At 59.8% G+C, this 9,286-nt stretch carries 9 protein-coding genes and 2 pseudogenes; 6 read left to right on the top strand and 5 right to left on the bottom strand.

Going from position 1 to position 9,286, the window contains the following annotated elements:
• Positions 1-356 precede the first annotated feature (356 nt).
• Positions 357-620 carry a glutathione binding-like protein gene (locus CBB91_RS14060; protein WP_273014835.1) on the bottom strand — a complete coding sequence of 88 codons (264 nt, stop codon included), beginning with the start codon at positions 618-620 and terminating at the stop codon, positions 357-359.
• Between the two features lie 76 nt (positions 621-696).
• Positions 697-972: pseudogene (locus CBB91_RS14055) on the bottom strand (glutathione S-transferase N-terminal domain-containing protein).
• 50 nt (positions 973-1,022) lie between these two features.
• On the opposite strand from CBB91_RS14055, the gene CBB91_RS14050 reads away from it, so the two are divergent.
• Positions 1,023-2,636: a cisplatin damage response ATP-dependent DNA ligase gene (locus CBB91_RS14050; protein WP_273014833.1), complete on the top strand. Its 1,614-nt coding sequence runs from the start codon at positions 1,023-1,025 to the stop codon at positions 2,634-2,636.
• A gap of 127 nt (positions 2,637-2,763) precedes the next feature.
• Here the strand turns inward: CBB91_RS14050 and CBB91_RS14045 are convergent, their stop codons facing one another.
• Positions 2,764-3,243, bottom strand: a complete 480-nt coding sequence (locus CBB91_RS14045; protein WP_081806221.1) for an HU family DNA-binding protein — start codon at positions 3,241-3,243, stop codon at positions 2,764-2,766.
• Between the two features lie 946 nt (positions 3,244-4,189).
• On the opposite strand from CBB91_RS14045, the gene CBB91_RS14040 reads away from it, so the two are divergent.
• The 3 genes from CBB91_RS14040 to CBB91_RS14030 are packed head-to-tail and all read left to right on the top strand — an operon-like array spanning position 4,190 to position 6,584.
• Positions 4,190-5,332: a mechanosensitive ion channel family protein gene (locus CBB91_RS14040; protein ID WP_273014831.1), complete on the top strand. Its 1,143-nt coding sequence runs from the start codon at positions 4,190-4,192 to the stop codon at positions 5,330-5,332.
• A gap of 26 nt (positions 5,333-5,358) precedes the next feature.
• On the top strand, positions 5,359-6,195 hold the full coding sequence (locus CBB91_RS14035; RefSeq protein WP_035554519.1) for a mechanosensitive ion channel domain-containing protein: 837 nt from the start codon (positions 5,359-5,361) through the stop codon (positions 6,193-6,195).
• A 17-nt stretch (positions 6,196-6,212) separates the two neighbouring features.
• Positions 6,213-6,584, top strand: coding sequence for a DUF6460 domain-containing protein (locus CBB91_RS14030; RefSeq protein ID WP_162176009.1), 372 nt, complete (start codon positions 6,213-6,215; stop codon positions 6,582-6,584).
• On the opposite strand, the gene CBB91_RS14025 is transcribed toward CBB91_RS14030, so the two are convergent.
• A complete protein-coding gene (locus tag CBB91_RS14025; protein ID WP_051602855.1) occupies positions 6,574-6,999 on the bottom strand; it encodes a DUF2147 domain-containing protein in 426 nt (141 codons plus the stop codon). The genes CBB91_RS14030 and CBB91_RS14025 overlap by 11 nt on opposite strands.
• Positions 7,000-7,060: 61 nt before the next feature.
• On the opposite strand from CBB91_RS14025, the gene CBB91_RS14020 reads away from it, so the two are divergent.
• Both CBB91_RS14020 and CBB91_RS14015 read left to right on the top strand, forming a co-directional pair.
• Complete coding sequence (locus CBB91_RS14020) at positions 7,061-7,963, top strand: SDR family oxidoreductase (RefSeq protein WP_035554518.1); 903 nt, start codon at positions 7,061-7,063, stop codon at positions 7,961-7,963.
• Positions 7,964-8,038: 75 nt separating this feature from the next.
• On the top strand, positions 8,039-8,779 hold the full coding sequence (locus tag CBB91_RS14015) for a type I pantothenate kinase (RefSeq protein WP_051602854.1): 741 nt from the start codon (positions 8,039-8,041) through the stop codon (positions 8,777-8,779).
• A 6-nt stretch (positions 8,780-8,785) separates the two neighbouring features.
• Here the strand turns inward: CBB91_RS14015 and CBB91_RS14010 are convergent.
• Positions 8,786-9,286: pseudogene (locus CBB91_RS14010) on the bottom strand (NADH oxidase); the annotation flags it as partial.

The following is a 9,286-nucleotide window of genomic DNA, read 5'->3' as shown; positions in this document are numbered from 1 at the left end:
GACCCGGGACCTTGGGCCCTTTCGAGGTGTCCGCTGAAGACCCTGTCCGGCGCGGCGGGCGGTAACGCTCCACTCCGTAGCCATCTACAAATCATCAGGCGGAGCGCCACGGCGCCCGCTGCGCCAGGCTCTTTGAGCCAAAAAGAGATACCCGGATGGTTTCGGCCAGTCCGGATGTTTGTGCTGGAGGGAACATCGCAGGCCCCCACCTGTCCTCCCCCTTGCAGGGGGAGGAACGCAGACAGCAACCGCCTTGCTTGAGGGTCGTTCTCCCCCTTGCAAAGGGGGAGCTAGAGGGGGATCGCGATGGCATGGCCATCGCCCCACCCCAGATCAGGCCGGGGGAGAATTGCCCCCTAAACCCCCACCTCCAGCATCGCCTTGTAGGCCGGGCGGGCCTGCACTTTTTCGAGCCAGGCCTTTGTGGCGGGCATGGCCTCCAGCGCGCCCGCGGCGGCGGCGGACTGGATCTGGAAGGCCATCAGGCAATCGGCGGCGGTGAAGGTCTCGCCCGCGAAATAGGCGTGCTTCGCCAGATGGGCCTCGATCGTCTTCATCGCCTTGGCCTGTTCGCCCTCCATCGCGGCGGCCAGCGGCGTGTCCAGCAGGCCGGCATTCATCAGGTAGAAGCGGAACAGGCCCGGCAGGAAGATCGCCCCCTCNGCCGCGTGGACCCATTCNAGNTAGCGCGGGAAATCAGCCGANTCCGCNCGNGGNTGNAGGCGNATGGTCCGGNTCNTGNNTNGCCAGCAANTATTCGGCAATCGCGCCTGTCTCNGCGATCACNGTGTCGCCATCCTCCAGCAGGGGCGACTTGCCCATNGGGTGAATNTCCAGCAGCGCCGCCGGGGCCAGCCGGGTTTCCGGGTCGCGGCTGTGGTGGACAATCTCGTGCGGCACGCCCAGCTCGGCCAGCAGCCAGACAATGCGCTGCGAGCGCGAGGCGTTGAGGTGGTGCAGTTTCAGGCTCATGGTGGGGCTCCCTTGATGGATTCTTCGCGTGGCGACTCTATCTTAGGCCCATGCAGGCCTTCGCAGAGCTTCTTGACCGTCTTGTCCTAACGCCTTCGCGTAACGGCAAGCTACGCCTGATTGTCTCCTATTTCCGCAGCGCGCCAGACCCCGACCGCGGCTATGCCCTCGGCGCGCTGACNGGGGNTCTGGACCTGAAAAGCATCAAGCCCGCCGCCATACGGGAACTGGTGACAGACCGGATGGATTCGGAACTCTTCCGCCTGTCCTATGACTATGTNGGCGACATGGCCGAAACCGTCAGCCTCGTCTGGCCGGGCGAGCGGCGCGCNAACCGNCCCCCGCCCCTGTCGGAGATTGTCGAGGCGCTGGACGGCGCAACCCGGNCAGAGGCGCAGAGACTGGTGGCGAACTGGCTGGATGGGCTGGACCCGACNGGNCGCTGGGCCCTGCTGAAGCTNATCACGGGCGGCATGCGGATCGGCGTCTCGGCGCGCCTCGCCAAGCTGGCGCTNGCGGATTTCGGCGATGTGGATGTGACNGAGATCGAGGAGATCTGGCACGGCCTCGCCCCGCCCTATGACAGCCTGTTTGCCTGGCTGGAGGGCAAGACCGGCAGGCCAGAACCGGACATACGCGCGCCCTTCCGGCCGGTCATGCTGGCGCATCCGCTGGTCGCCAAGGCGGAGCGGGACAATCCGGATGCGGTGGACCCTGCACTGATCACGTCAGACGCCTTTGCCGCCGAATGGAAATATGACGGCATCCGCGTGCAGGCCAGCAGCGAGGGCGGCGTCCGGCGCATCTATACGCGGACGGGAGANGANATCTCCCACACCTTCCCGGACGTACTGGCGGGGATGGATTTTGAAGGCACGCTGGATGGCGAACTGCTCGTACGCGCGGANGACGGGGAAAGCGTGGCACCGTTCAATGCGCTGCAACAGAGATTGAACCGCAAGACCGTCTCGAAGAAACAGATGGATGCGCGCCCGGCCTTTATCCGNGCCTANGANNTGCTGCAGGATGGAGATGAGGATGTCCGCCAGCTGAGCTTTCGGNAAAGGCGCGAACGGCTTGAGGCGTTTATCGCCGCCACTGCCAGCCCGCGCTTTGATCTCTCTCCCCTTGTCCCGGTCACAACGCTGGAGGACCTGGACGCCCAGCGCATGGCACCCCCGGCGCCGGAGATTGAAGGCCTGATGCTGAAACGCTGGGACAGCCCCTATCTGCCCGGCCGGGTGAAGGGGCATTGGTACAAATGGAAGCGCGATCCCTATCTCGTCGACGCCGTATTGCTGTACGCCCAGCGCGGACACGGCCGTCGTTCCAGCTTCTATTCCGATTTCACCTTTGCGGTTTGGCGCGATGAAGACGGCGAAGACCGGCTAACCCCGGTCGGAAAGGCCTATTTCGGNTTCACCGATGACGAACTGAAGCAACTTGACAAATTCGTCCGTGAAAACACGATTGAGCGCTTCGGGCCGGTTCGGTCGGTGACACCGTCTCTCGTGCTGGAAGTTGCGTTCGAAGGGCTTCAACGGTCTGCGCGTCACAAATCCGGCATCGCGATGCGCTTTCCCCGGATCAACCGTATCCGATGGGACAAGCCCGCAGACGAGGCGGACCGCCTGNAGANACTTGAGGCCATGTTGCAGGAATAGAGCGCNTCCACAAGCAAGGCGCAGGCGCAGAGGCCGCGGCGAAAGCCGAGAACAGCCTCGAGCAAAAACAAAAAAGGCCGGATGACATGCACCCGGCCTCTTCAAAATTCACTGGAACAGGAAATCCCTAGACGGACTCTTTCAGTTCCTTGGAGACGCGGAAAGCAACTTTCTTCGACGCCTTGATCTTGATGGATTCACCCGTTGCCGGGTTGCGGCCCATGCGTGCCGGGCGCTTGCGCACTTCCAGCGTGCCGAGACCGTTGAGACGGAAACGTTCGCCCTTCTTCAGGCGCTTCGTGATCCGGTCAGCCAGATCGGAGAAGATTTCTTCCGACTGCTTCTTGGTCAGGCCGTGAGCCTCTGCCATTTCAGCGGACAGCTGGCGCATCGTCACCGTGGTTGGTGTCTTTGCAGCGGTCGCGCGGGCAGCCGTAGAACGCGTAGCGGTTTTCGGCGCAGCTGCCTTGCGGGCGGCTGGCTTTTTCGCGGCAGCGGTCTTTGCAGCAGGCTTTTTCGCTGCTGCAGTGGTTTTACGGGCCGTGGTGGTCGCCTTCTTGGCGGCCGGTTTTGCAGCGGCCTTCTTGGCCGCAGGTGCTTTTGCCATGAGCAAATTCCTCTTGTGAGTCTCCGCAGAGACCGCGCCCTATAACGCGAAAAATGCAGGCTGCATCCCACTTTTTTCATACGCCGCCAATTTGCCCCATTTGAAAAAGGCCTCATATGAGACGCATGAAAAAGCATCTGCCCCTGATCATTCTTCTGTTCGGAATCCTTCAGCCACTATCCGGAGCGCTTGCGCCTGCACTGGGTATTGGCACTCCAATTGGAAACGCCACCCGGGACATGACCCTGCCGGAACAGCCGCTTCCTGTATTCTTTTCCATTTGGAGCGTGATTTTTCTGGGCTATTTTCTGTTTGGACTCNCCTATTGGCGGGCTCGCGAACCCTGGATGGACCGAATCGCTATTCCGCTTGCCTGGGCTGGTCTTTTCAACATTGTCTGGATGCTCAGTGCGCAGCTGATCGCATNTCAGCCCCTGGATTTCCTGCTATTGTTTCCAATTGCAATCGCAGCCTGGATAGCCGCGTGGCGGGCGGATAGCTTGCGCGAAATGGGGTGGAGCCCCAAGAAAGCGCTTGCGGATTTTGCTTCAGCCATGCTGTCGGGATGGATCACTGTCGCCGTCGCGATTTCCATTCCCCTGACCCTNCGAACTTTTACCGATATCGGCGCAACGGATTTCCCGTGGCAGATGCTCTGGATCACGCTTGTCACNGCNTGCCTCGCGGCATGGATGTTTGCCCGTTATATCAGCCGCAGCTGGTGGTATTTTATCGCTCTGGCCTGGGGTGTGATGGGTATCGTTCTCAACAATTGGCTTGTCACCGGAATGCACTGGCTGGCGATCATGAGCGCAATTGTTCTGGCAATTACAATCTGCCTCCGCCTCTTTCGCGGGGCAGACGGATCGGTCATACCGGTCTGAACAGCTGGACAGGGTGTGCAAATTGACGCTCTGTTTGCACAATAGTGGATGAGCGGTTCGACATGGACTTCAACGACATTACCCTGCCGGATGTTGATACATCAAACTGGCCCGTCTGGCTTGCCGCGTCCTGGCCCCTCATCGAAAAATGGGGCTTGGTCCTCCTCGCCTGCATGCTGGTCTGGTTCGTATCGGGCCTGGTCAAGAAACTGGTCGTCGCATTCGGAAAGCGCGTCACAGCAAAGGACAAGTCTTTCGAAGGCTCAAGCTGGGATATTGCAAGCTCGGTCGCGCGCGTCTTTGCGCTGATCTTTTTGTCGCCCCTGCCCTTGGGCCTTGCCGGCTATGACTGGGAAGCCATCATCAATCGGCGTGGGCCGGGCGCTTTCGCGGCAATAGCCATCCTTGTTATCGCGGTCTTGTTCGCGAATTGGGTCGCACGATCCATGCGCAAGATGGGCAATCAGGCNCATATGAGGCACGGTGCGGACGATACGCTTTTCGCCTTCTCTGCNTCCCTCTTGAANTACGTCATCTTCGCAATTGCNATTGTACTGGCACTGACGCAGCTNGGCTTTCCCACGGCGTCGCTCGCGGCCTTGCTGGGCGGCGCGGCGCTGGCCATTGGTCTGGCGCTTCAGGACACGCTGAAGGCTGTGGCGGCCGGTGTAATGCTGGCGATTTTCCGACCGTTTCGTATCGGAGACTACGTAACGCTCTCAGGTATGGAAGGTGAGATCACCGACATCACGCCCTTCCGCACCACGTTCAAACAAATCGACAACAAGGTCGTGTCTGTGACGAATGACAAGGTGTGGGGCGATCCTCTGGTCAACCACACACGCCAGACAAGGCGGCGTCTCGATCTTTATTTCGACATTTCCTATGACGACAATATGGACCACGCGCTGGAAACCCTGCTGGGCGTCGCGAATGGTCATCCGCGTGTACTGGCCAAGGACGAAACCTGGGTCGGGGTACACGCATTGGCGGACTGGAGCGTGCGTCTTCGCCTAAGGGCGTTTGTCGCCACACCAGAGTTCGTTCAGGTCCGTGCGGACATCACAAAAGGCGTCAAAGAGGCCTTTGATCGTGAAGGTATCAGCATTCCCTTTCCGCATCAGGTCAACATGGCCTACCGCCCGCCAGCGCAGCACACCTCGGAACAGGCGTCACAATCAGACATTACAGATACTGAAGACTAATCCCTCCACACAAAAGGAGTCACTACATGCCCGAAGACCTGACGCTCGAAACCATCTGGAGCGAATACAGCCCCTTCATCATCTCATTCGGTGTGAAAGTGCTCGGCGCCCTGCTGGTCCTGATCATCGGTCTTCGCATCGCAGGGTGGCTTGCGGGCCTGGTACGCACCCAAGCGCTGAAGCGCGAAGGCATTGATGATACGCTGGGCAATTTCTTCGCCTCGATTGTTCGGTGGGCCATTACGGCGGCAGTTCTCATCGCCGTTCTGCAAGTGTTTGGCGTGCAGGCGACCAGCTTCGTGGCTGTACTCGGTGCCCTGACGCTGGCCATTGGTCTCTCGATGCAGGGCGCGCTCGGAAACATCGCGTCCGGCGTCATGATCATGCTGTTCCGCCCCTACAAGCTGGGCGACTATGTTGAGGCCGCCGGCGTTGGCGGCACGGTGAAGGACATCAATCTCTTCCAGACGGTTCTGGCCACACCGGACAACGTCAAAGTTCTGGTCCCGAACAGCCAGGCGATCGATGGCGTGATCGAAAACTACTCCGGCTACCCCACGCGGCGTGCAGATGTCACCTTCGGCATCGACTATGATGACGACATGGACAAGGCCATCGCCATCATCCGCCAGGTTATCGATTCCGACAGCCGCATTCTTCGCGATCCCGAGCCATTCGTCAAAGTTGTCAATCTGGGCGACAGCTCCGTCGACATCGCAAGCCGTAGCTGGGTGCAGGCCGCCGACTATTGGGACGTGAAGTTCCATCTCACCAAAGCCGTGAAGGAAGCTTTCGATCGCGAGGGAATTTCCATTCCGTATCCGCACCAGGTCGAAATCCAGAAGCAAGCTGCCAACGACTAGTTCGCCCCCCTATCACCATGTCGACAGATCCCAATTCAGAGCTGCCAGAAGTCAAGGTTGAGCCGATTCCCGAGGCCCCTCCGCCTCGGGCGCCGGTGAAAGTGCCGCCCCGACCGCTTCTGGTGCGCCTGTTTGGCATCTCGATATGGGGCTCGCTGAAACTGCTCGCGCTTTGCATTCTCGTGGGTTTTTTCGTGCTGGCGTCGCAATTCAATCCCGCCAATCCGGACGTGGACATGGGCGCAGCAATTGCGAATGTCGCCAGCACCGCCCTGGCGGCTCTTGGATGGGCAATGCAGAACTTCTGGAAACCAGCACTGGCCGGCGCGGCCGTCGTGATGCCGATCTGGATTCTGTGGCGGCTCGTCAGCCTGCCATTCAGGAAGTAGCGTCGGCAGGTGGCCAGAGCTGGGTCTGACAGATCGGACCGATACAGCCCTTCACCTCCAGCACTCCATCCTCCAGCAAGCGGATCTTCGACCCATAGGTCTTGCCTTCTTTCGGATTGTAGATGGTTCCGCCGGTCCAGCCACTGGCCTTTTGCTTGAAGCCCTCAAGCATGGTCAGGCCAAGGATCTTGTCACCCTTCGCATCGGTGGCCGTCTCCGGCGTCATACCCTCGGAAACGCTATCAGGATCGATCCAGACAATGACACCGCAAGGCGTCCCGTCACCGCAGTCAGAGATGCGGATGTGCGAGCCCTCCTTCTGCGTCACGAATGTGCCGAACACGTCCAATGGACCCGCCTGAGCCCCTCCCGTGCAGAATGCCGCGACGGCAATCGACAAAAGCAAACGATTCATGGGTGCCTCCCTCCTCCAGCGCCCTATACTCTTACCAGAAAATCACAATGGGAGGAATCACATGGACACGACGAAACTGATGTACCGCGACGGCCTGATGGCGGGCGAGCGCGTTCTGGTAACCGGCGGCGGTACGGGCCTCGGCAAGGAGATGGCGGAAGGCTTCCTGAAGCTGGGCGCAGAGGTCCACATCTGCGGGCGACGCGGACAAGTCTGCGAAGATACCGCCAGTGAATTGATGGAGAAACATGGCGGCAAGGTCGTACCGCATGCCTGTGACATCCGCGTGGCCGAAGCGATCACTGACATGAATGATCACATCTGGGCAAAGCACGGGCCGCTTACCGGCCTGATCAACAATGCTGCAGGCAATTTCATCAGCCGGACCGAAGACCTTTCGATCCGCGGCTTCGATGCAATCTCCAATATCGTCTTCCGTGGCACGTTCTACATGACGCACGACATCGGCAAACGCTGGATCAAGGAAGGCCATCGCGGAAACGTCTGCTCGATCCTGACAACCTGGGTCTGGAATGGGGGGCCGTTTGTCGTGCCGTCTGCAATGTCCAAGGCCGCTGTGAACACAATGACGCAATCGCTCGCGGTCGAATGGGGACGCTACGGCCTGCGCTTCAACGCCATCGCCCCCGGCCCCTTCCCAACCGAAGGCATGTCAAAACGGCTCGCTCCGGATGCTGAGGGGGCAAAGCGTATGGATTCCGGCGCTGCAAACCCGATGGGCCGTGTCGGAGAAATGCACGAACTGGTCAATCTCGCCGTCTTCCTGATCGCGCCGGGCGCGGAATATGTGAACGGCCAGACCATCGCCATCGACGGCGCGATGTACAATGCGTCCGGTGGCAATTTTGCGCAGCTGACCGCTTGGGGCGATGCCGAGTGGCAGGCCGCACGCGATGCGATTGAGGCCACCAACGCGAAAGACAAGGCAAAGCGCACGGTCTGACTCGTTTCAACTGGACAGGCATGGTGACTTGGCTAGGCTCCGGGCAGTCTCTTTCCTTCACGGAGCCAGCCGATCATGCCCGACTCCCCCACTGTCCCCCATGCGCCTGGAATTACGGCGCTCGGCGCACGACTTTCCGAGCTCAGTCGCCAACATGAGGGCGCAGTTGTTGCACTGACTGGGTCCGTCGCATCAGGCAAGACGACGCTGGCCAACAAGGTCGCGTCGTTTCTGGCGAACGCGCACGCCGTGGAAACCGTCTCGACGGACGGGTTCCTGTTTCCGAATGATGTGTTGGAGGCGCGCGGACTGACGCTACGCAAGGGATTTCCGGAGACGTACAATGTCGCTGCGCTGGGAGATGCGATCGAAGCCCTCTCCAATGGCGCAGCAGACTTTCCCGGCTACAGCCATGTTACCTATGACATAGACCCTGCATTGACGCAGACGATTACCCAGCCGGACATTCTTATTCTCGAAGGCCTCGGCTTTCAGCCCCTCTCAGCACCCCCCCGTTCAGCGCGCGAGCCGGATTACCTTGTTTATCTGGATGCCAGTGAGGAAAACCTGCTCGACTGGTACCTGGAGCGCTTTCAGCGCCTCTGGCACGCCGCAAAAGATGACCCGACTTCATTCTACGCAAACTTCCTGCACATGTCAGAGACAGAGCTGGTAGAGTTTGCAACATCGGTCTGGGATCGGATCAATCTGCCAAACCTGCGCGATCATATCGCCCCCTTGAAAGAGACTGCCGATATCATCGTGTTGAAAGATGCCGATCATGCCATACGCATCACGCATGACAGGATCGGCTAGGGCTTTCTATGCGTTCGGCGTGATGAGGTATTTCTCGCCGGTGGCCTTGGCATCGTAGGCTTTCAGCGTATCGAGATTCAGGGCCTCGGCCAGAGAAATGCGTTTGGTGTAGTGGCTGGCAAAGGTCGTGGTCAGTTCGTCAATCACGCGCTTGTACATGCGCGCACGAACTTCCTTGCCAGCCTTCTGCAGGAATGGTGTCAGCAAGTATCCGCTGAGATTCCACGCAAAGCCCACGCCCGGCGGCACGAGCGTCGGCGACATGTCCAGGCGACCATAGATGAAAACCTGCGTTTCCTGACCGGAGCCATAGCGCGAATACTCTTTCATCTTGCGGCTTGCGGCCGCTTCCATGGCGATCAGCAATTGACCAGCCAGTGGCCCGCCGCCAATGGCATCAAAGCCGAGTGTCGCGCCCGTTTCCATCAACGCTGCGATCAGGTCTTCCATGAACGTTGGCGAGGTCGAGTTGACGATATGTTTCGCGCCAATGCCCCGCAGGATTTC

This window comes from Hyphomonas sp. TMED31, assembly GCF_002172815.1.
In the GTDB taxonomy this organism is placed as follows: Bacteria; Pseudomonadota; Alphaproteobacteria; order Caulobacterales; family Hyphomonadaceae; genus Hyphomonas; species Hyphomonas atlantica.
Note: the sequence above shows the minus strand (reverse complement) of the source record. Positions and strands in the feature narration are given on the sequence as shown.